Source organism: Armatimonadia bacterium (genome assembly GCA_039679385.1).
Taxonomy (GTDB): Bacteria; Armatimonadota; Zipacnadia; order Zipacnadales; family JABUFB01; genus JAJFTQ01.
Genome location: JBDKVB010000031.1, coordinates 46,365 through 67,273, shown reverse-complemented (window position 1 = coordinate 67,273; position 20,909 = coordinate 46,365). Strand labels below are relative to the sequence as shown.

The following is a 20,909-nucleotide window of genomic DNA, read 5'->3' as shown; positions in this document are numbered from 1 at the left end:
GTGTATCTGAAGAGCCTGGGCCTGGAGCAATTTCGCTGCTACGCACGAGCGGATATTGAGCTGGGGCCCGGGCTCACTGTTTTCGTGGGATCGAACGCCAGTGGCAAGACCAGCCTGCTGGAGGCCATCTACCTACTGGCGGTGACGAAGTCGCACCGGACCTCGGTGGACCGCGATCTGATCCAGTGGGACCAGGGATGGTCGCGAGTAGAGGGCGTCTTCCGCAGTGAGGAACGCCGAGATACGTCGCTTCGCGTTACCCTATGGCGCACGGCAAAGGGCGAGAACGGAAGCCGAAGTCCGCGCAAGACGATCGAAGTCAATGCGGTTCCGAAGCGACGTCCCGCAGAGATCATTGGCCAGGCGGCTGTGGTGATCTTTGGCCCGGACGATCTCGCACTGGTCAAGGGCGGGCCGAGTCTGCGGCGCCACTTCCTGAATGCTGGAATCGCCCAGGCGCGGCCGATGTACCTGTCCGATCTGATGCGGTACCGGCGGGCCTTGCGACAGCGGAATGAGTGCCTGCGGCTGATCCGGCAGGGCCTGGCCGGTCCGGAGCTACTACCTGGATGGGATGCGCAGCTAGCGGAAAGCGGATCGCGGATCGCGACAGCCCGGTCGGAGTTCGTACAGGCCCTCGCGCCGCATGTAAATCGCACGCAGCTTGAGCTATCGGGTGGCAAGGAAAGCGTCGAGACGGTGTATCATGGAGATCTGGCCGAAGCCGTCGACGTGGACAGCCGGCGAGTGCTCCTGCGAGAGATGCTGACGGAGAGCCTGGAGCGCGATGTAGTGCTGGGGCGTACGCAGCGCGGTCCGCATCGGGACGAAGTGGAGCTCTTGCTGGCGAGCAGGAGCCTGCGCCAGTTCGGGTCTCAGGGGCAACAGCGTACGGCGGCGCTGAGCCTGACCCTTGCCCAGGCAGCGGTGATGCAGCAGTGGCGAAGGGAATGCCCGGTGATCCTGCTGGACGACTGCCTGTCGGAGCTTGATGAGGACCGAGCGCGGAAGGTGTTGGAACTCACCGAGAGCGTGGAGCAGGTTATTGTCAGCACGGCGAGCTGGGACCGGCTGCTGGAGGAGTATGCGAGTAGGGCGCGCGTGTTCGAGGTCGGCGAGGGACAGGTGCGAGAGCGTGGTGAGACGCAGTGAGCATCCGCAGAGACGGCCGCTTTAGCGGGCTGTCCGAGGCAATCGACAGGTATTTCAAAGGCCATCACCTGCAGCGTGCCAGCCGCGACAGCCAGGTGCCATTGCTGTGGGCTGAGGTCGTCGGTGAGTGGTATGCGCAGCACTCGCAGGTCCTGCGGGCGGAGCACGGCGTGGTGACGGTCCGGTGCGATTCGGCGGCGCGAGCCCAGCAGTTGCAGCTTGACGCACCGAAGATCATCGAGGCCCTCAACGAGCGCCTCGGGCCGAAGGCAGTCAAGGAGATCCGGGCCAGTAGCGGCGGAATTCGCAGGCGCGACGACCTCTCGGCGCTGATGCAGACCCGCGAGGCCGAAGGGCCGCCACGGAGTGAATGGGAGCGCATTGACCTACCGGCAGCAGATTTGGACTGGATTCGCCGCGCTGCCGGCGACATCGACGACGAGAACCTGCGCCGGGTCGCGGAGTCCTTGCTGGTGAAGATGGCGAAGCGCGAGAGCTGGAAGCGAGCGCACGGTTACCGGCCCTGTGCGTCCTGCGGAGCCCTGGTGCTGCCGCCGCGACGGATGTGCAAGAGCTGTGATCCCGGGCGGATTCCGCAGCAGGGAAGCACCGATGTGCTGGAGGAGCCCTGGTCGGACAAGCCCTGGCAACGTCGGCAGTAGGTGGCGGAGAGCGGAGGAGGTGTACCATGGCAGGCGAGGTGTACGAGGGCAAGATCGAGCAACTGGACGGTTGTCGCTGGCGGCTGCCCAAAGACGAACACCGCGGCATGCGCACCGATGCGATTGTGTATGCCGACGAGCAGCTATTCAAGGACCTGCGCCATGACCCGGCCCTGTGGCAGACGGCGAACGTAGCCTGTATGCCGGGGATCGTCGGGCCGGCGATGGCCATGCCGGACTGCCATTACGGGTACGGATTCCCGATCGGCGGAGTGGCTGCCTTCGACATGCACGAGGGCGTCATCTCCCCCGGCGGCGTTGGCTACGATATCAACTGCGGCGTGAGGTTGGTGCGCACGAGTCTGCTCTATGAGCAGGTCAAGCCGAAGCTGCAGGACCTTCTCAACGAGGTCTTCCGCGACGTTCCCTCTGGTGTGGGCGAATCGGGCGGCCTGCCGCTCAACGACCACGAGCTGAATCAGGTCCTTGAGCAGGGCGCCGCCTGGGTTGTGAAACAAGGTTACGGAACCATCGAGGACCTCGAGGCGACCGAGGAGCGTGGATGTCTGGAGGGTGCGGATGCCGGCGCCATCAGTGACCGGGCTCGGAAGCGCGGTCGTCCGCAACTGGCGACCCTCGGCGGCGGCAACCACTTCCTGGAGTTCCAGGTGGTCGATGCCATCTATGACGAGGCAGCGGCGCAGCAACTGGGCCTGGATGAGGTGGGCCAGCTCGCGGTGATGATCCATTGCGGCTCGCGGGGTCTCGGGCACCAGGTCTGCGACGACGCCATCGAGGTCATGCAGCAGGCGGTGCGGCGCTACGGGATCGAACTTCCCGACCGCCAGCTTGCCTGCGTTCCCGTGGACTCACCCGAGGGCAAGCGGTACTTTGCAGGTATGGCAGCCGCTGCGAACTACGCCTGGGCGAACCGCCAGGCCATCATGCACCGGGTGCGTGAGGACTTCGAGCGGGTCCTGAAGATGGGCACCAGCAAGCTGGGCATGGACCTGGTGTGGGACGTCGCCCACAACATCGCCAAGTACGAGACCCACGAGGTGAAGGGTTCGCAAAAGCGGCTGTGCGTGCATCGGAAGGGTGCTACTCGCGCCTTCGGCCCGGGCCGTCCTGAGCTGCCGGACAAGTACCGGAAGCTCGGTCAGCCGGTGATCGTCCCCGGCGACATGGGCACGGCTTCGTGGTTGCTCCTGGGGACAGAAGAGGCCATGCGCCAGACCTGGGGCAGCACCTGCCACGGTGCAGGACGGCATCTGAGCCGTCATGCGGCCTTGAAGCTGCAGCAGGGCGCAGAGGTCGCTCGGAAACTGGAGGCGAAGGGCATCCTGGTGCGCTCTGCCGGTAAGAAGACCCTTGCAGAGGAAGCCCCGGAGGCGTACAAGGATGTGGACGCCGTAGTCGAGACCTGCGTGCAGGCCGGGATCTCGCGCAAGGTGGCTCGTCTGCGACCCGTAGCTGTGATGAAGGGCTAGAGAGCGTCGAAGGTCGGGAGCATACGCCGCTGATTGCGCCGAGGAGCGGGCAGGCCAGGGGCGGTGACGGGCTCGGCTCTTGACAAGGCGGCGACCATCGGAGAACCTAGACCCCAAGTATGGAAATCGCATTGCCGCTCCTCAAGGCTCTCGGCGCGCTGGTCATCATCCTGGCGGGCTGCGAGCTATTCACCAATGGCATTGAGTGGTTCGGCAGCAAACTCCACCTGTCGCAGGGCGTGGTTGGCAGCGTTCTGGCGGCAGTAGGAACGGCCTTGCCTGAGACGCTGGTGCCCGTCGTAGCCATTCTCCTGGTGGGTGGTGACGCGGCTGAGGATATCGGGATCGGGGCGATTCTGGGCGCCCCCTTCATGCTGGCCACACTGGCGGCCTTCGTGACGGGGCTCTCGGTGGTGCTCTTCGCCAAGCGGCGCTCCAGCGGCACCGCAATAAGCGTGGACGAGAGCACGCTGTCGCAGGATCTCGTGTACTTTCTTTGCGTGTACACGGTGGCGGTCGGGACGTCGCTGGTGCTGCCCTTGCTGGCGCCCTATTCGGCGACTCTCCCCTACCTCGAGTCCCTGCTGCGCGGCGTTGTGGTCGTGTTCCTGCTTGGTGCCTACGCCTACTACGTCTGGCGGCACCTGCGGCGCGAGGAAGATCAGGGCGAGGAAGAGCTACGCGCCCTGTACCTGCAGTCTGGAACCGAGGGCAATCCGCGTCTGCGCTTCATCCTCTCACAGGTGTTCATCGCACTCGTGGCGATCATCCTCGGGGCGCATCTGTTCGTCCAGAACCTGGAGCACGTAGCGAAGGCGGTATCGATCTCGCCGCTGGTACTGTCGCTGATCGTGACCCCGATCGCCACGGAGTTGCCGGAGAAGTTCAACAGCATCCTCTGGGTGCGCCAGGGCAAGGACACCCTGGCACTAGGGAACATCACCGGTGCGATGGTTTTCCAGAGCTGCATCCCCGCGGGGATCGGCATCGCCCTGACGCCCTGGGCGCTGAATGTCCCGGCCCTGGCGTCAGCCGTGATCGCCCTGGTCTCCGGGCTGATTGTGTACATGAACCTGCGTGTGTCGCGGCGACTGAGCCCCGTGGTGCTGATGCTGGGGCTGCCGCTATACTTGGTGTTCTTGTTCGTCGCATTCCAAGGTCGCTGAGGCAGCGGCCCCCTGTAAAGGATGTGCGCCTTCCATGCTGGACCGACGACTGATTCGAGAGGAACCGGAAACCGTACGGAAAGCCCTGGCTGATCGAAGGTCTGACTTCGACCTCGACCGCCTCATTGGGCTCGAATCCCGACGGCGCGAGCTGCTGGCCGTGGAGGGCTTGCGTGCGGAGAAGAACGACCTCTCTAGACAGATCGGGAAGGTGATCGGCTCCGGTGGCGATCCTGAGCCGCTGAAGACCAAGGTAGCGGAACTCTCGGGCAAGATCTCGGCCATGGAGCAGGAGTTGGGCGAAGTCGAGGAGCAGTTCGACCGCCTCATGCTTGAGGTGCCGAACGTGCCGAAGCCGGAAGTGCCGGTTGGTCCGGACGAGTCGGCGAACGTGCCGGTCAAGTCCTGGGGCACCCCGAGGCAGTTTGACTTCGAGGCCAAGGGTCACTGGGAGGTCGGCGAGCGACTGGGCATTCTCAGCTTCGAGCGAGCCGCCCGCATTGCCGGCGCCCGCTTCGTCTGTGACCTGGGGCTCGGTGCCCGGCTCGAACGGTCGCTCCTGAACTTCTTCCTGGACACGCACACGCGCAAGCATGGGTATACGGAGGTATTCCCGCCCTTCCTGGCCAGCGAGACCGCGCTGATTGGCACCGGGAACCTGCCGAAGTTCGAGGAGGACCTGTTTAAGACCCGTGAGGGGTACTATCTGGTCCCGACGGCCGAGGTACCGCTGACCAACCTGCACCAGGGCGAGATCATCGAGGGCGACCTCCTGCCGCTGTGCTACACCGCTTACACGCCGTGCTTCCGCAGCGAAGCCGGGTCGGCAGGTCGCGAGACCCGAGGCATTGTGCGGCAGCACCAGTTCCATAAGGTCGAACTGATGAAGTTCGTGAAGCCCGAGCAGGCTGACGAGGAACTGGAGAAGCTGACGCGGAACGCGGAGACCATGCTGGAGATGCTGGACCTGCCCTACCGTCGGATCGCGCTGTGCACCGGTGACATGGGCTTCGGGTCACGCCAGACTTTCGACCTGGAGGTGTGGATGCCGGGCATGAACACGTGGCTGGAGATCTCCTCGTGCAGCCAGTACGGCGATTTCCAGGCACGGCGCTGCAACACGCGGTATCGCTCGGAGGCAAACGCGCGGCCGGAGTACGTGCACACGATGAACGGGTCCGGGTTGGCCGCCGGACGCACCCTGGCCGCCGTCCTGGAGAACTACCAGGAGGCCAACGGTTCGGTGGTAGTGCCGGAGGTCCTGCGGCCGTACATGGGCGGCGTGTCCGAGATCATCCCGCCTGCGTAGGAAGGGCGCGATGAGCGGGCTGGTAGCCGTTGTGCTGCTGCTGAACGGGGTCCAGGTAGACCTCCCGAGCCCCGCGGGACTGCTGCAGGGGAGTGTCTGCGTGCCCCTGCGGACCGTCTGTGAGCGCGCCGGTGCGAGCGTGGAACAGCGCAAGAGCGGCACAAAGGCCTTCGTGGTGCTGCACGCCGGCCGCAAGACCTATCAATTTGAGATTGTCAGAAAGCTACCTCCTGAGGGAGGTAGCTTTTGTGCTATGCATGCAGGCACTGCCTACGCGCCGGCACGGCGACTGGCCCAGCTTTGTGGGGGCCTGTGCGTGTGGCAGCCGGCCCTTCGGACCCTGGACCTGCGGCTGCCCTGGCTCGGGCCGGGGCCAGTGAAGACGACCTGCCGCGAGATCCTGGCGGCACCCTTACGATGGCGGGACAAGATGGTGCAGCTTGATGGCCGCAATCTGGGACGATCCGCTGCACACCTCTGCCCCACTGCGACCACGCCTGAGCAGTTGGAGGATGGGTTTGTGCTGGGATCGGACGGGTCTATCTCTTGCAGTACCCAAGAATACGCCGAAACGGTGCCGGTGCCGGCACCGATTTCGGCCTTGGGGCGGGCGCTGCGGGTGACTGGAAGGGTTGGCATGGACGAAGGCGGGCTGCCGAGGGTTAAACCTCTTGAGGTACGCGATTTGTCGGAAGAGGGGCGGTTATCCTTGTACCTGTCTGCGGACCGTAGGCGGATTTCGCAAGAGGAGACTGTGCAGCTAGAGCTGGTGGTTACGAACTCGGGAACGAAGGCGGTACGTCCGCCGGGCGAGCTGCGTCTGACGCTGCGGGAGCCCTCTGGCGCGACGTGGGACCAGCACGGGGGCCTGCTCTCCCCCACTGGGCTCGCAAGCGCAGACCTGCTGCCCGGCTCGGGTGTGAGCGTTCGGGTGCCGGTACCGGGCGGACGCATGACCGGCCGTCACGCGCAGGGCGTCTGGAGTGCCGAGGCTCGCATCAGCGGCGATGAGCTTGGGGCGCAGGCCGGGTTCCAGCGCGGCAGCGCAGCAGACCTCGTGGAGGTTGCGGGGCGATGACGGCGCATAGCGGCGAAGCAAGAACGAGCGCCTCTCCCCCGCCCGGGTTCACGCTCAAGGCCTGGGGTTGGGCGATCCTGGTGTCGGTTGGAGTCTTGGTTGGAGTCCTGGCGGGGCACGTGCTCCCCTCGCAGCCCGGAGTAAGACCGTCTGCCGGGGTTGCGCGGCCAGCCACCAGTGCTGGGACTGGGACGCCGGTGAGTCCGGCGCTGTCGCCCGGCGTGATGGTCTTTGGGCCGCAAGCCGCGCTTGCCGCCTGCGGCGCGCCGCTCCTCCCGGCGGAAGCGGCCGAGGTGCACGGGTACGCCCTATTGCCGAAGGGCGATCAGGGAGCCCTGCGAGCCGAGTGGTGGTGGCAGGCGAGACCGATGGGCGAGATGCCCGTGGGGTTGGGTCGCCTGCCGGCACTGGGAATCGTGGCCCACGTTGAGTTGCGGGCCGCCGGGGGCAAGACCTTTGGGCCGGGTGTGGGCGAGGTCGAGGTGACGCGTTCCGGACAACGCGTGGCACGCGGCTCCTTCACGACAGCGGCGAAGGCGCAGGAGATACTGGCCCAGGAGCAGCCGCCGACCATCGAGACGAGGATCACGAGGCTGCAGACGGCACGGGGCACGGACGCACAGGGCAAGGCAGTGAGCCCTGGGGCGGACTTCGAGGGCACCGAGAAGGTGTGGGCGGTGTTCAATTTCCAGGGCGCGGACGTGGGCGCGGCCTTCACGGTGCGCTGGTACTGCGAAGGCCACGAACTAGCCGCCGCACGGTGCAGCGTTCCCGTGAAGGCAGCGGAGGGTAGTGGGACCGCTTGGCTCGCGCCCGGCAAGGGCCAAGCACTGCCCCCGGCCAAGTACAAGGTGACAGTGTCCTACGGAAGCGATGTGCAGGTGCTCGGAGAGGCGGAGTGGCAGGTTGTGGCGGGTCGTGCGGCCTCAGGAAATGAGCAGGAAGAGCTCCAGTAGGCGGTCGAATTCCTCGTTGTTGGAGTAGAAGACCTCGATTCTCCCCCCACCACGCGCGTTTGGCTTGACGTTGACCTTGGTGGCGAGCGCGCCTTGGATCCGGTCCTGGACGTCCTTGAGGTTCGGGTCGACGCGGACGGGGCCCGGGCGTTCAGGCTTCGGGGCCGTGTCCGGCTTGGCCTCCTGGAGGTCACGGACGGCTTGTTCGGTCTCGCGAACGGTCATGTTGCCCTCGGCCACGAGCTGGAAGAGCGCGAGAAGCCTTTCGGGATCTGCCCCAAGGGCCAGCAGGGCCCTACCATGCCCCTCCGTGATGAGCCCGGACTGGATTGCCACCTGAACTGCGGCCGGCAACTCGAGCAAGCGGAGAGTGTTGGCGATGGCCGAGCGACTCTTGCCAATCATGCTTGCTAGCTGTTCCTGCGTGACATGGTAGTCGGACTGGAGGCGGCGGTACCCGCGGGCGGCTTCCACAGCATTGAGGTCCTCGCGCTGCAGGTTCTCGATGAGCGCGAGCTGCAGCGATTCCTCGTCCGTGACGTCTTGAACCAGACACGGGACCGACTGCAGGCCCGCGCGCTGGGCTGCCCGCCAGCGGCGTTCGCCGGCGATGATCTCGTAGTCCTCGCCGACGCGCCGAACGGTGATCGGCTGAAGGACGCCGTGGGACTCGATGGAGAGGGTGAGCTCCTCCAGGCGTTCGCCGTCGATCTCGAGACGTGGCTGCATCGGATTAGGCGAGAGGCGATTGACGGGCACTTCCAGCACCGACCGGGTCGGCGTGGTGGTGTCGCCGGAGATAAGTTCACTGAGGCCTCGGCCAAGTGTACGCCTACGCATAGGGGAATACCTCCCGGAAAACGTCCCAGTATGCTTTCGAACCGCGGCAGGACGGGTCATAGACGACAGCGGGCAGTCCGTGGCTGGGCGCCTCGGCAAGTCGGATGTTGCGAGGTACGACGCGAGTGCATACCTTGTCGCCGAAGTGCTTGCGGACCTCCTCGGCAACGTCAAGGGCGAGATTTGCACGGCCGTCGAACATGGTGAGAACCACGCCGCGAACGCTGAGAACAGGGTTGAGCTGGGCCTGGACAAGCCGGATGACTTTCAGAAGCTGAGAAAGACCCTCCAGGGCATAGTACTCGCATTGGATGGGAATGAGAACCCCCTGGGCCGCTGCGAGCCCATTGATCGTCAGAACTCCGAGGGACGGGGCGGTATCCACGAGAATCACATCGTAGAGGTCCATTGCGGGGCGCAGAATCGTCCGTAGTCGGGTGTCTCGCGCGATCGCATTGGCGAGAGAGAGGTCTGCGGCCGCAAGATCGATGGTCGCGGGGATGAGAGAGAGGTTGTCCACCGCGGTCTCAAGGGTGACCATGCGCAGCGCCTCAGCAGCGTCTTCCTGGAGATCGTCGTCGGTGAGCAGGTCGTAGACGCACAGGTCTAGCTTGCTGCGGTCGATTCCGAGACCGCTCGTCGCGTTTCCCTGGGGGTCGGTGTCCACAAGCAGCACGCGCTGACCCTCAAGCGCGGCGCAGGCGGCGAGATTGACGGCGGTCGTGGTCTTCCCCACTCCGCCCTTCTGGTTGACGATGGCGATGCACTCAGCCATTCCTGGGCCTCCTACGGCACGATCACCAACAGTTTCCACGAGGTTATCCACAGCAAGAGCGTCTATTTGCGGCGAAAAAGGCTGCAAAGCAGGCCGGGAGACGTGGTCGGGCGCTGCGATACGAGAGTGAGCGGCTCCGGTGGCGATTGGTACGCGACGGTCTGCGGGCTGTGCCAGGCAGACACCCACGAGCGGGACAATGACGCCGCCAACGCAAGGGTCGTGGCGGGCGGTCCGAAGGCGCGGAAGGCGACTCCGTCCCAAGTGCCGGGCACGGGCTTGCGCACGGAGAGGTCGGTCTGGCGTGCGCGGGCATTGGAGATGCCCAGATGCGCCAGGGACAGGTCCAGGTAGGCGATGACCCGCTCGCGACGATCGAGCAGATCGACCGTGATCCCCGGCTCGAGCAGTGCGAGAGTGAGGCCGATGGCACCCGAACCTGGGCCGAGGTCGGCCCAGGAACCCGTGAGTGGGGTCGGAAGCAGCGGAAGGAGGGCCACAGTCGGGAGAATGGCCTCCTGAAGGACCGTTTCGGCGTCCCCATAGTTGGTCAGGCCCAGCGGATAGGCCATCCGGGCAATCCAGGCCGCCAGGTCGCGGAGGCGCGACATCGCTGCGGGGTCGAGGGGAAGGCCGGCGTCGATTGTTTCACGTGAAACACTCATGAAGCGTCCCTCAGGTCCGGGTCGGCGGGTACGGAAGGAACTGGTCTGGCGGCCGCGGCGAAGACGGTGGCAACATCGGCGGGCGTTAGGCCGGGAATCAGGGCCAACTGGGCGATGTTGTCGGGCTTGGCCGCAAAGAGCCGGTCGATCGCCTCTCCGCGGAGAGGTAAGGAAGCATAATCGAAGTTCTCCGGAATGGGAAGGCCCCGCATTGCATCCAAACGCCGGGCGCGAGAGGATTCCCGGGCAAGATACGGCTCACAGGTCTCGCGGGAATGGGAATAGGCGAGTAGATGCGGCTCAACAGGCAGGCGGGACGGCCCAGGAACGGCGGTCTCGGGGTGGTTGCCGCGCCATTGGCGAAGGCGGTCCTGCGGCACGAGGCCGATGCGCTCGGAAAGAGGGGCCAGGCGGTACCAGGCGGTGTCCTGGCCAAAGAGTAGACGGTGCTCGGCGCGTGAAGTGAGCATACGGTAGGGCTCATCACACCCCTGGGATGTCAGGTCCTCAACGAGCACGCCGATATAGCCGTCTGCGCGGGTGAGGCAAAGGGGTTCGCGAGCGAGAACGAAGGCCGCTGCATTGATTCCTGCCACAAGCCCTTGCGCTGCCGCTTCCTCGTAGCCGGAGGAGCCGTTGATCTGACCGGCGAGATAGAGCCCCGGCAGTCCGGGAAAGCCAAGGGTCCGGTCCAACACACGGGCGTCGATGCAGTCGTACTCGATCGCGTACCCGGGGCGGGTCATGCGGCACCGACGAAGCCCGGGAATCGTATGGAGCATGGCGAGCTGCACGTCGGCGGGCATGCTGTTCGACAGCCCCTGGACGTACACCTCCTGCGTATCCCAGCCCTCCTGCTCGAGGAACACCAGATGAGAGCGCCGGTCGGGGAAACGAAGCAGTTTCGCTTCGATCGAGGGGCAGTAGCGGGGCCCGGTGCCGACGATTCGGCCGCTCCAGAGCGCTGAGCGGTGGGCGTTGTCACGGAGAACCGCATGGGTCTGCTCATTTGTGGAGGTAATGTGGCAGGCGAGCAGCGGTCGCGTCGGACGGGCTACGCGCTCCCACGCAAAGCGTAGAGGGCGTACGTCGCTCGGGTGAAGGCGCGTCTCAGAGAGATCCAGACTGGAGAGAAGCACCCGGGGCACAGTGCCGGTCTTGAACCGGCGCAAGGCAAAGCCCAAGCGGGCGAGACTGTCCGCCAGGTGGGTGGTTGCCGCCTCACCTGCACGGCCCGAGGCGTAACGGACCTCTCCGAGGTGTATCTCGCCATGAAGGAAGGTCCCCGTGGCGATGACGACCGCCTGAGCGGCATAGGTCATGCCGGAACGTCCGAGAACGCCCGTGATGCGACCGCCCTCGGTGAGGAGATCGACCGCCGTGTCCTGAACAACGCCCAGATGCGCTTGATTTTCCAAGACCGACTTCATGCTCGTACGGTAGAGAGCTTTGTCGGCCTGAACGCGGAGCGCCTGGACAGCAGGGCCCTTCGTGGTGTTCAGAACGCGCAGGTGGGTGAAGGTCCGATCCGCATTTCGGGCCATCTCGCCGCCGAGGGCGTCGATCTCGCGCACCAGGTGGGCCTTTGCCGGTCCGCCAAGGCTGCAGTTGCAGGGCATGGCGGCGATGGCATCGAGGGTGGGAGTCACGAGTACAGTCGCAGCCCCCAGCCGTGCCGCCGCGAGCGCAGCCTCGCAGCCGGCGTGACCGGCGCCGATCACAACGACCTGACCGTCGAGTTCCGAGGGGGTGGGCATTGTCGGGGTCAACCGTAGGGATTGTACTACAGTATCGGGGGACCGGCAAGACCGCGGCTCCAACAGAAGGTCCTCCGCGGCAGGAAGTCGAAGGACCAGCAAAGCAAGCAGGGAGGCGCCGAAATGGAGAAACGGATTTCGATTGTGCGTCACGTGAGCGAGGTAGCGCCGGTCCCGTGTCCTTGTGGGGAGAGCCGAAGGATCATTACGGCGGCAGATGAGGCGATCCTCGGCCTGCACGTGACCGATCTTGGCGGAGCCAGGAAGCACTACCACCAGGTCACGACCGAGGTGTACCATATACTAGAGGGCGAGGGGCAGATCGAGCTCGATGGCGCACTGCACGAGGTGCGCCCGGGCACGACGATCTATATCCCGGCCGGCGTGGCGCACCGCGCGATCGGAAGCCTAAAGGCCGTCATCGCAACCGTGCCGCCCTTCGATGCGTCTGACGAGTATCTGTGCGACGAAGAACCTTAGGAGACAAGAAGGAGTTCCTGCGTGCGGTGGGGAAGTGGGGCCCAACCAGCCTGAGAAGGTTGGATGAGGTCGTGAATAGGGAGGAAACGGTTATGGCAAAGAAGTTCCGGGTCGGTTTCGTGGGCTCAGGCGGCATCGCGCAGAACGCCCATTTCCCCGGCTGGATGGCCCTGCCGGACGCCGAGATCGTCGCGGTAGCCGACATCAATGAGGCAACCGCGAAGGCCGCAGCGGCGAAGGCCGGCATCTCCGACGATATGGTCTTCACCGACTACAACGAGATGCTCAAGAAGGTCGAGCTGGACATCGTCGACGTCTGCACGCCGAACTGCTACCACCGGGATCCCGTGATCGCCGGGTTCAAGGCGGGCTGCAACGTCATCGTCGAGAAGCCGATCGCGATCTCCGCCAAGCAGGCCGAGGAAATGACCGACGCCGGGAACAAGGCCGGCAAGATGTTCATGGTCGCGCAGAGCATGCGGTTCTCGGAGCCCGCCCTGCTGATGAAAAACTGGGTAGACGCCGGGTACCTGGGCGAGATCTACTGGGCTCGGGCGAGCATGCTTCGACCGCGTGGCGTGCCTGCGTGGGGCGCCTTCATCGTCAAGGACATGTCGGCCGGTGGCCCGTGCTATGACATCGGCGTGCACGTTCTCGACCTGTGCCTGCACCTGATGGGGCACCCGAAGCCGGTCTCCGTCTCGGCGGGCACCTGGCTAGAGATCTCGGACAAGCCGTCAGTCATGAAGCACGACCCGAAGCGCTACACGGTGCCCGAGGACTTCGCAGCCGGGTTCATCCGGTTCGAGAACGGCGCGGCGATTTCGCTCGAGGCCAGTTGGGCCCTGAACATCGCTGAGGGCACGAACAACGTATGCCTCGCGGGGACCAAGGGGGGCATGCAGAGCAATCCGCTAACACTCGTGCGCGAAGACGCCGGTGCACTGATGAACGCCACGCCGCAGGTCAACCCTTACCGCGGGATTGCGCAGCACGCCGAGGAGATCCGACAGTTCGTCGAGGCACTCAAGAAGGGCGAGCCCTCACCGGTCCCCGGCGAGCAGGCCGTCGACACCCAGAAGATCCTCGACGCGATCTACAAGTCGGGCGAGAAGGGCAAAGAGATCACCCTCAAGTAGGGAGAAACCGATCGGGCTGTTCTGGGTCGACCAGACCAGAGCCAGGACCAGCTATGAAACGCCGGAGCCCCGATGTCCCAGGGGTTCCGGCGTTTTCGTGTCAGGGCAAGAAGGGGGAGAGAAGGGAAGGGAGGCCTACCTGCGGCGTGCTCCGCGGATTGACTGCACGAGCCCAAGGAGCACGCCGGCGGTGAGGGGGAGATTGATGGTCAGCAGCCGCCAGGTGTGCGTGGCCGGTGCGTGGACGGACTTGGCGGCTGCAGCCGCATGCTCGCGGAGGGACTGCCAGTAGAGGCCGGAAAAGTGGTATCCGATGAGCTCCAGCGCCAAGATCAGAAGCACGACGAAGACGACCATGCGGAACGCACGCATCGAGAGCTTACCGAGGATTCCACCCGCCAGGTAGCCGAGGATGGCCATTCCGATTGTCGGACCGAGTGATGACATGATTGCGAATCCGCAAGAGAAGGCAATCCAACAACTACCGGGTAGGAGCTCCCATAGGAGTTATTGAGTAACGCAAGACAACCCCGGCTGAGGCGGGGGAGAGGACGGCAGGTCCGGGCCCCGATGCGGCCCCTGAATAGCTGCCTCAGGTCGTCGGAGGCCGGAAATGGTCCCAGCCGCCGCGCTCCATCTCCACCTCGCTGCCATCTTCCCGCACGATAGACACGCCCTCGCCCTGGCGGACGGTCCCTATCTCCGTAAGGGGAGCCAGCCCACCCTCTTGCAGCAGGGAGGTCAGAAGCGCCACACAATCGGGGTCGACGGCCAGCAGCAGCTCGTACTCCTCGCCGCTCGTGGCCGGCCACCAGGGGGCACGAGGAGGAAGCAACTCACCCGCGACCAGCGCAGCCTCGGGGACCGGGAGTCTCGCCGCCTCAAGGGACAGGTGGACGTCACTTTCGCGAGCGATGTGTCCCGCGTCCTGGTACAGCCCGTCGCTGATGTCGATGGCAGCATGGACGAAGCCGGTGCGGGCGAGGACCGCTGCCTCGGCCAGGCGGGGAGTGGGGTCAACCAAGCGGCGCCGGAGCTCGGAAAAGCGGGCTTCCTTGAGCCTGGCAGGCTCGTTCAGGGCCAGACTTACCGCAGTCGCGGCCCCGCCGAGAGACCCGGTGACGAGAAGCCGGTCACCGGGATGGGCTCCCGAACGCAGCCAGGGCCGTTCCGCCCAACCAAGAACGACGAGATCGATCAGGTAGTGGTTGATGCCCGAGATCGTGTCACCGCCGACGAGCGGAGCACCGTAACGTCTGGTCGTCTCGGCAACGCCACGCAGGAACTCCAGGGCCTCCCGCGCCTCGCCGGACTGTGGAAGCATAGCAGTGCACAGCGAGATGAAGGGCCGGCCGCCCATCGCCGCGATGTCACTGAGGGCCCCCGCGACGGATCGTTGGGCCGCCTCAAAGGGCGTCATCCACGCCAGGTCAAAGTGGCGGGTCTCCAGAGCGGCGTCCGTGGTTGCCAGCAGCTTCTCCGGACCGCCGAGGTCAAGGACGACGCAGTCGTCGCCGATTCCCTGGGAGACGGCTTCCGGAGGAGCGCCTGCCATCTGCGCGACGCGCGCGATGACTCCGAATTCACCAAGATCACGTAGTGTTTCCATTATCGCGAGTTTCCTGCAGTTATCGCTGCGCGAAGCTGCCGTCGGCGGCTCTGCGCATGGCGAACGCGCCGACACTCACGGGGAATGTCGGCGCGGGACAAAGCACCAGAGAGGCCCAGAAGGGGCCGTTGGCAGCAGACGGTCGGGGCCACAGCAGAGAAGCAGCGGCCGCGGCTGATCCTAGTTGGTTGCCGGAGTGGCGGCCAGAGCCCGAAGGTTGGCGACCCACTGATTCGCCAGCGCCTGAAGGGTAGTCCCAGCAGCCTTGGCGTCGGCCGGTGTCACGGTGACGACCGCATAGCCCATGTAGGTGATAACCAGGCTGTCAACGTTGGGCGTGATCGCTACCTGGGCCGGGTCCAGGTTCGTGCGGATCTCAGCCAACTTCGCGTAGACGGCTCCTGCACGGGCGCTGACAGTCGGATAATCGGCAGGGCCGGCGAGGTTGAAGAGGGTCTTGCCGCCAAGCTTCACTGGGCAAGGACCGTTCCCGACACACCAGGAAGGGGCAGTGACCTGGAGGCCCTTGCGGACCCCGTCAGCCCACTTGCCGGCGAGCGCGTAGGCAGAGGGCGCACCAGCAGCAGCGACATCGGCCGGGTAGACCGTAACCAGTCGGTAGCGGCCAACGTAGACGGTCGGACGGTTACGAAGGCTGTCGACGTAGACCGGCGCGATGGTGCCGCTGGCCATGGCCTCAACGATGCGGCGCAGGACAATGGCCTCGCGCTGGGCGATTGTGTAGCCGGCAGCCGGTGTGTGGATGCGGAAGAAGAGACTGGCGTCGAGCTGGATCGGCGCGACGCCGGGGGCGAAACCCTCAACGTCGGCGGGCGGCTTCTCGCGGTCGTCGCCCCAGAACACGATCTCGTTGGGGACGGCGCAAGAGGCGGCAACGCAGGACAGCATGGCAACGAGGACGGCAATCAAGGTCACGGCATGTTTCATGTGAACGCCTCCAAAGCGTTGGCTCAGGGGCTTCCGACCACGAGTCCGGACCCACCGCATCGTCTATCCTAACGCCTAGGGCGCGGTTTCGTCAACCCGAAAAGGTCACCGCCACGCAATGCCCTTTGTCGTATGCCCCGTAATGTGCTACCCTAAACTGGCTGAGAGCCTGGGCGATGACCTTGCCGAAGGTTGGGAAGGCATCGCCTGCGAAGGCCGCAGGAGGTCGGAGGACCACGGGCTCAGACAGGCTTGAGGCAGCAGCCGGGCGCACTGGGCGCCCCTGAAGGAGCTAGTGTCATGAAGATTCTGGTGACTGGCGGAGCCGGATTCATCGGCTCCAATATCGTGGATCGGTATCTGGCCGAGGGCCATGACGTCGCGATCCTGGACAACCTGTCGACGGGGCGCAGGGAGAACATCGATCCCCGGGCGCGGCTGTATGAAGTGGATATCCGCGACTGGGACCGCGTGCTCGACGTCTTTGCGACGGAGCGGCCACAGATCCTGAACCATCACGCGGCGCAGATGGATGTGCGCAGGGGCGTGGAAGACCCGGCCTTCGATGCGGCAACCAATATCGTGGGGAGCATCTACCTGCTTGAGGCCGCGTTGCGCAACGGTATCGAGAAGGTCATCTACGCCTCCAGCGGCGGCGCGTGCTACGGTGAGCCGGATATCATGCCTGCGCCGGAGACGGCGGGCATCCACCCGATCTCCCAGTATGGGATCTCCAAGCACACGGTCGAGCACTACCTGTGGCTGTACAACTACAATGACGGGCTGCGCTACACGGTGCTGCGCTACGCCAACGTCTATGGGCCCCGCCAGAACCCCCACGGTGAGGCCGGGGTAACGGCCATCTTCTCTGGGATGATGCTGCGCGGCGAGCAGCCGCGTATCTTCGGCAAGGGCGACAAGACGCGAGACTACGTATACGTGGGCGATGTAGTGCAGGCGAACGTGCTGGCCCTGACCCGTGGCGACAACGACATCTTCAACATCGGCACGGGCGTCGAGACCGCCGATCAGGAAGTCTACGATGCGATCGCGGCCGCGACGGGCTACGCGAAGCCCGCTGTGTACGCCGAGGAGCGCAAGGGTGAGATCCGCCGGACGGCGCTGGACGCCCGCAAGGCGAAGGAGGTCCTGGGCTGGGAGCCGAGCGTGAACTTCCGGCAGGGCTGCCAGCTTGCGGTCGACTACGTGCGGTCTGGGCAGGCGGCGAAGTAACACCGTCGTAGATCGTGGTGAAAGCTGAAGGGCAGGGGACCTGTGGTGCTGCAGAGGCTCTCAAGGGAGAGCGCAGCACCACGGGTCCCCTGTTTGGTCTAGGGTACGTGGCTGACGGCGCCCCGGGTTCCGCTCATCCAGCGGCGCCGGCGCACTGGGCCTCCGCGAAGAGACCGTCGAGCTCCAGGTTGAGCTCGGCCGAGATCGGCACAATTCCACGGCACTTGAGCCACTCATACACCCACTGCCGGTAGTCCTCGCGCAGGCAGTACTGACCGTTGAAGCTCTCGATCACGCTGTCCTTGTCGAGGATTTGCTCGCGCTTTGACAGGCCGCTGCGTGCACCGCCGATGGTCTTGGCGGAGAAGGCCTGCCGTGCATCGAGTCCCGGGATCGACGGCGCCAGAACCCTCATGCGACGCAGCAGTTCGGTCGCCGCCATCTGGTCCTGGGAAGTGGCCAGGGCCAGGAGCATGGCGAGCTGGTTTGGCTGACACTCGTCGAGGAACTCCCGCAACTCAGAGCGCCGCCAGTGGCGGGTCGGCTCGGCAGGGGCGTCCTCTTCGGGAGTGTGCCAGGAGACTCCGGCCACGCCCTGGATGATGTCGACGAGGCTGCCGACGTTGACGCTCTCCAGGGGCATCAGGAGGTCCTGGAGGACCTGGTAGATGCGCTCCATGGGCATCTGTCGGGCGAGAGTGTTGCGCAGGGAGTATAGACGGAGAAGATCGTGGAAGGAAATGACCTTGAGACGGTTTCGGTAGTCGCTGCCCTTGATCTGGTCGATGAGGCCGGAGAAGTCCCCGGTGCCGATGGCGTAGATGCCGAGCACCTGTGGATGCTGCGGAGGGCAACCGCGGCGGTACTCCTCCATGTAGCTGCCCAACTGGTTTGTGCAACCGAGCGGCCAGGGCGAGCTCTTGACCTCCACGACGATGTCCTCGCCGGTAATCGCGCGCCAGCGTCCGTCGTAAGGAATGGGCCACCCCGGATCGGTGCTTGTATATGCGCCAAACTCCACCTCGAATCCGAGGTGGATGCCGATGCTGACGATGAGGTCTTGGAGCGCGAAGTAGTACTCGGAATGCGCCCGGCAGGCGAGTTCCATGCACTCGTCGATCCATACACGCAAGTCCTCGGGAGACCACTTAGGCTGGCACAGAAACGTCCTGAAGCGCCCCCGCGCATCAGAAGTGACGTCTTCCAGGCCCGGCCCCCCGAGCAATGCCAGAACGTCGGCGATTGAGGTGTTTGCCACCAAACGACCCCCCTTTGTTGGCGGCGACCCTCTGCATTGCAGGGCCCGTGCTGTGAGTTGTAGTGCGAAGCTGCACCTTCAGCAGGTCGGGCGGAAAGACCGCCCCCTCCGAGAACCTGAGACGGTGCGTACTGCGAAGTCACAATGCCGCGGGGTGCGGGCGGCGACTCACCTCCTGGCGCTCAGCGGAAGCTCTATCGGCCGGCTTCTCGGAAGGCTTCGGCTGTGGCTTGGTACTCGGCGCCGGCTCGGGATGGGCAGGAGGCTTGGTCCCCTGCTCCTGCGGCTCCCCCGTGTTCGACGGGGGTTCAGTCGAGGGACGAGTGCCCCCCGGCTTTGAGGGCTCCGGGGTCGTCGGAGTTCCCGGCTCGGCCTCGGACGGGGCTTGCCCTCCAACGCCCTGCGGCTTCGGCCGAACCGTGATCTGCACCTTCACCTCGGCCACGTCGCCCTCGACTGTGACCCCTGATGGCAGTGTCAGCTTTGCCTGGGCTAAGCGGCTGCCGCGCAGGTCACTGATATCCTGGCGGGTGGTGCTCACGGAAGTGATGCCCTCGATCGCTGCCGCAGGGCCGTGCACCGTCACCTCCGCCGGATCGCAGTGTACTTCACCCACAACGTAGCCGTTGGGTGGCGCAGTGAGGCTCACATGCACGGGCACACGGCGGGACTGCGTGGCCATCTCGTGCAGGATGACCTCGACGAACTCCGGTCGCGCTGCCAGGGCGGGGAGAGGCTGGCGCTCGTCGTCCACCGCGACGACCTGAACGCGAACCCTCTCGCCGGGACGCGCCTTGCTGACGTCGACGCGGGCCACAGCTCCCCAGGCCTTGCTGAGGGTCTGCGCCGGACCGGTGAGCTCCACTTCCTCCGGCTCAACAGAAGGCGTTTCCGAGAACCGCATTCCGTCGCGCGGTCGCCCTGAGAGAATGGGCCGAACCGGGACCTTGCGGGTGTCCAGGTTGTCCAGCCAGATCTGAGCGGTGCGTCGGTCAATGCCGCCCAGAACGAGGCGCTCAGGCATACCCATGAGCGTCAACTGGACCTGGTTGCGGCCGAGTTTGCAGTTGGTCAGGTCGGCGGTTACGTGGATCGTCGCCGCCTGGCCCTTGTGCAACTCGGAGAGGCGGCCCTTGACGGTGAACCGCACCCTCTCCGGAAGTGTCTGGGTAACCACAAGGCCCGCCGGCACGTTGACGGCACTGATCTGGGTCTCGTAGCTCTCAGTGCGCACCGGGTCCTGGGTGTTCATGACATACAGCCACAGGGAGACGGCCGCAAGCACGGAGACCAGCTTGAGGCCGAACTCATGACGGATGGCTGAGTAGATTGCGCGTAGCATATTCAGGACCGTATGGTATCCCGGGCGTAAAAGGGCGGCCCGGAGGCGTTACTTTCTCCAGAAGAATAGCTTGGTGGAGCGCTTGTCGGACTCGAAGAGCTCAAGCAGGCGCTCGGTGAGCTGGATTCGTTCCAGGCTAGGCGTCAGCGTGCCCTCGAAGGCGAGAGTCATGCCGCCGGTCTCCTCGGAGACGACGACGCAGACGGCATCGGTGCGTTCAGACAGCCCCAGGGCAGCGCGATGTCGCATGCCGGTGGTTACGGACAGCCCGGGGTTCTCAGAGTGCGGCAGCACACAGCCCGCGGCGATCAGTTGGTCGTCCCGAATGACGATGGCGCCGTCGTGCAGAGGGCTGTGGTGCGAGAAGATCGTGGCAATCAGCTCGGAGGAAACCGTGCCGTTGATGGTCTTGCCGGTGCGGGTGATGTCGATGAGGCTGGCCTCGCGCTCGAAGACGATCAGTGCGCCGATGCGACGAGCCGAGAACTCCTCGCAGGCGTCCATGACCTCACTGACGACGCGTTCGACGAGCTCGCCGTGCATCTCAAAGATGCCGAAGCCCAGATGCAGGAAGCGACCGCGTCCCAGGCGCTCGAGGGCCATGCGCAGTTCGGGCTGGAAGATGATGATGAGAGCGATGACGCCGGTGGGGAGGACGCGACGAAGGATCCAGTTGAAGGTGGGAAGGCCGGTACTGAGCCACAGTAGGGCGGCCACGACGAGAATCCCGCGAATCAGGGAGACGACGCGTGTCCCGCGGAGGGCGAGGGCGAGACGGTAGGTGATGTAGGCAATGAGGCTTACATCAACCACGTCAACCCAGGTGACGTGTCGAAGGGTGTCGAGAATTGTCTGCCAGAGTACCATCTAGGGTCCCACAAAGGGCCGCCGTGTCGCAGACGCGAACTGCGTCTCGCACTATAGCACAGGGCCTCCGGGAGCGTCAAACCACGGACCTGTGAGGCCCGGGACGCTTGAAGGCGCCTTATGCCGTCGACGCAGGTGGAGAGGGAGCGGCGGGTGAAATAGGCAGAATCTGCTGGATTGTGG

20 protein-coding genes are annotated in these 20,909 nt (G+C 65.0%); 10 read left to right on the top strand and 10 right to left on the bottom strand.

The window, feature by feature from the left end:
• The 7 genes from recF to ABFE16_03120 all read left to right on the top strand — a co-directional run bounded on the left by recF (window position 1) and on the right by ABFE16_03120 (window position 7,813).
• Window positions 1–1,152: a DNA replication/repair protein RecF gene (gene recF / locus ABFE16_03150; GenBank protein MEN6344271.1), complete on the top strand. Its 1,152-nt coding sequence runs from the start codon at window positions 1–3 to the stop codon at window positions 1,150–1,152.
• Window positions 1,149–1,814 (top strand): DUF721 domain-containing protein, encoded by a 666-nt coding sequence (locus tag ABFE16_03145; GenBank protein MEN6344270.1) that lies wholly within the window; start codon window positions 1,149–1,151, stop codon window positions 1,812–1,814. Before recF ends, ABFE16_03145 begins: the two co-directional genes overlap by 4 nt.
• Window positions 1,815–1,840: 26 nt before the next feature.
• On the top strand, window positions 1,841–3,304 hold the full coding sequence (locus ABFE16_03140; protein ID MEN6344269.1) for an RtcB family protein: 1,464 nt from the start codon (window positions 1,841–1,843) through the stop codon (window positions 3,302–3,304).
• Window positions 3,305–3,423: 119 nt separating this feature from the next.
• Complete coding sequence (locus tag ABFE16_03135) at window positions 3,424–4,470, top strand: sodium:calcium antiporter (GenBank protein ID MEN6344268.1); 1,047 nt, start codon at window positions 3,424–3,426, stop codon at window positions 4,468–4,470.
• Between the two features lie 34 nt (window positions 4,471–4,504).
• Window positions 4,505–5,779 (top strand): serine--tRNA ligase, encoded by a 1,275-nt coding sequence (serS, locus tag ABFE16_03130; GenBank protein ID MEN6344267.1) that lies wholly within the window; start codon window positions 4,505–4,507, stop codon window positions 5,777–5,779.
• A 10-nt stretch (window positions 5,780–5,789) separates the two neighbouring features.
• A complete protein-coding gene (locus ABFE16_03125; protein ID MEN6344266.1) occupies window positions 5,790–6,857 on the top strand; it encodes a hypothetical protein in 1,068 nt (355 codons plus the stop codon).
• A 197-nt stretch (window positions 6,858–7,054) separates the two neighbouring features.
• Window positions 7,055–7,813: a hypothetical protein gene (locus ABFE16_03120; protein MEN6344265.1), complete on the top strand. Its 759-nt coding sequence runs from the start codon at window positions 7,055–7,057 to the stop codon at window positions 7,811–7,813.
• On the opposite strand, the gene ABFE16_03115 is transcribed toward ABFE16_03120, so the two are convergent.
• From ABFE16_03115 to mnmG, 4 genes are all read right to left on the bottom strand, one after another.
• Window positions 7,784–8,653 (bottom strand): ParB/RepB/Spo0J family partition protein, encoded by an 870-nt coding sequence (locus ABFE16_03115; protein ID MEN6344264.1) that lies wholly within the window; start codon window positions 8,651–8,653, stop codon window positions 7,784–7,786. The two genes, ABFE16_03120 and ABFE16_03115, sit on opposite strands and share 30 nt — an antisense overlap.
• Window positions 8,646–9,428 carry a ParA family protein gene (locus ABFE16_03110; GenBank protein ID MEN6344263.1) on the bottom strand — a complete coding sequence of 261 codons (783 nt, stop codon included), beginning with the start codon at window positions 9,426–9,428 and terminating at the stop codon, window positions 8,646–8,648. The genes ABFE16_03115 and ABFE16_03110 overlap by 8 nt, the downstream gene beginning before the upstream one ends.
• A gap of 62 nt (window positions 9,429–9,490) precedes the next feature.
• Window positions 9,491–10,093: an RsmG family class I SAM-dependent methyltransferase gene (locus ABFE16_03105; protein MEN6344262.1), complete on the bottom strand. Its 603-nt coding sequence runs from the start codon at window positions 10,091–10,093 to the stop codon at window positions 9,491–9,493.
• Window positions 10,090–11,850, bottom strand: coding sequence for a tRNA uridine-5-carboxymethylaminomethyl(34) synthesis enzyme MnmG (gene mnmG / locus ABFE16_03100; GenBank protein MEN6344261.1), 1,761 nt, complete (start codon window positions 11,848–11,850; stop codon window positions 10,090–10,092). The genes ABFE16_03105 and mnmG overlap by 4 nt, the downstream gene beginning before the upstream one ends.
• 123 nt (window positions 11,851–11,973) lie before the next feature.
• On the opposite strand from mnmG, the gene ABFE16_03095 reads away from it, so the two are divergent.
• The gene (locus tag ABFE16_03095) at window positions 11,974–12,330 is read left to right on the top strand and encodes a cupin domain-containing protein (GenBank protein ID MEN6344260.1); all 357 of its coding nucleotides are present in this window, start codon (window positions 11,974–11,976) and stop codon (window positions 12,328–12,330) included.
• 92 nt (window positions 12,331–12,422) lie between these two features.
• Complete coding sequence (locus ABFE16_03090; protein MEN6344259.1) at window positions 12,423–13,469, top strand: Gfo/Idh/MocA family oxidoreductase; 1,047 nt, start codon at window positions 12,423–12,425, stop codon at window positions 13,467–13,469.
• Window positions 13,470–13,604: 135 nt separating this feature from the next.
• On the opposite strand, the gene ABFE16_03085 is transcribed toward ABFE16_03090, so the two are convergent.
• The 3 genes from ABFE16_03085 to ABFE16_03075 all read right to left on the bottom strand — a co-directional run bounded on the left by ABFE16_03085 (window position 13,605) and on the right by ABFE16_03075 (window position 16,026).
• Window positions 13,605–13,916, bottom strand: a complete 312-nt coding sequence (locus ABFE16_03085) for a hypothetical protein (GenBank protein ID MEN6344258.1) — start codon at window positions 13,914–13,916, stop codon at window positions 13,605–13,607.
• Window positions 13,917–14,061: 145 nt separating this feature from the next.
• Complete coding sequence (thiL, locus tag ABFE16_03080; GenBank protein ID MEN6344257.1) at window positions 14,062–15,078, bottom strand: thiamine-phosphate kinase; 1,017 nt, start codon at window positions 15,076–15,078, stop codon at window positions 14,062–14,064.
• 180 nt (window positions 15,079–15,258) lie between these two features.
• Window positions 15,259–16,026 (bottom strand): hypothetical protein, encoded by a 768-nt coding sequence (locus tag ABFE16_03075; protein MEN6344256.1) that lies wholly within the window; start codon window positions 16,024–16,026, stop codon window positions 15,259–15,261.
• 300 nt (window positions 16,027–16,326) lie between these two features.
• Between ABFE16_03075 and ABFE16_03070 the strand changes: the two genes are divergently transcribed.
• Complete coding sequence (locus ABFE16_03070; protein MEN6344255.1) at window positions 16,327–17,259, top strand: NAD-dependent epimerase/dehydratase family protein; 933 nt, start codon at window positions 16,327–16,329, stop codon at window positions 17,257–17,259.
• A gap of 133 nt (window positions 17,260–17,392) precedes the next feature.
• On the opposite strand, the gene ABFE16_03065 is transcribed toward ABFE16_03070, so the two are convergent.
• From ABFE16_03065 to cdaA, 3 genes are all read right to left on the bottom strand, one after another.
• On the bottom strand, window positions 17,393–18,517 hold the full coding sequence (locus tag ABFE16_03065) for a hypothetical protein (GenBank protein MEN6344254.1): 1,125 nt from the start codon (window positions 18,515–18,517) through the stop codon (window positions 17,393–17,395).
• Between the two features lie 139 nt (window positions 18,518–18,656).
• Window positions 18,657–19,859: a CdaR family protein gene (locus ABFE16_03060; protein ID MEN6344253.1), complete on the bottom strand. Its 1,203-nt coding sequence runs from the start codon at window positions 19,857–19,859 to the stop codon at window positions 18,657–18,659.
• A 48-nt stretch (window positions 19,860–19,907) separates the two neighbouring features.
• Complete coding sequence (gene cdaA, locus ABFE16_03055; GenBank protein MEN6344252.1) at window positions 19,908–20,726, bottom strand: diadenylate cyclase CdaA; 819 nt, start codon at window positions 20,724–20,726, stop codon at window positions 19,908–19,910.
• Window positions 20,727–20,909 lie beyond the last annotated feature (183 nt).